Below are 441 nucleotides of genomic sequence, written 5' to 3' on the forward strand. Positions count from 1 at the left end.
GTCTACTTGTGGGTTATAATCTTCTGGCGCTAAATCAACTTTAATTACTGCGTTGATCGCGTCAACTTTTTCGTGTGAAATGTTCATACTCTTTCTAAACCGTTACGCATTATTTTGATAAAAAAAAATCCTCCCGATGATTTAATTTCGGGAGGACATTCAAGTGCGGAAGAAGGGACTCGAACCCCCACGTCTTGCGACGCCAGATCCTAAGTCTGGTGCGGCTACCAATTACGCCACTTCCGCATTAGGATTTCTTGTTGGCACAAAGATAGAAACGAAACGTATATGATGCAAGTCTTTTCTCAATAAATTTTCATTATTTTCTAATTTATATTTTATGGTAAAAAATAAATTTGCATAATTCATTCTTATTCATTTACTTTGAAAAACAAAGTACTTTTATGAAACAAGAAGATTTAGTAAAAGAAATAGCAAGTA

1 tRNA gene is annotated in these 441 nt (G+C 34.5%); it reads right to left on the reverse strand.

The annotated features are described in order from the left end of the window. Positions 1-164 precede the first annotated feature (164 nt). A tRNA-Leu gene (locus tag LC452_RS21760) sits at positions 165-246 on the reverse strand. Positions 247-441 lie beyond the last annotated feature (195 nt).

Source organism: Microbacterium sp. EST19A, from assembly GCF_019969685.1.
Classification (GTDB): domain Bacteria; phylum Actinomycetota; class Actinomycetes; order Actinomycetales; family Microbacteriaceae; genus Microbacterium.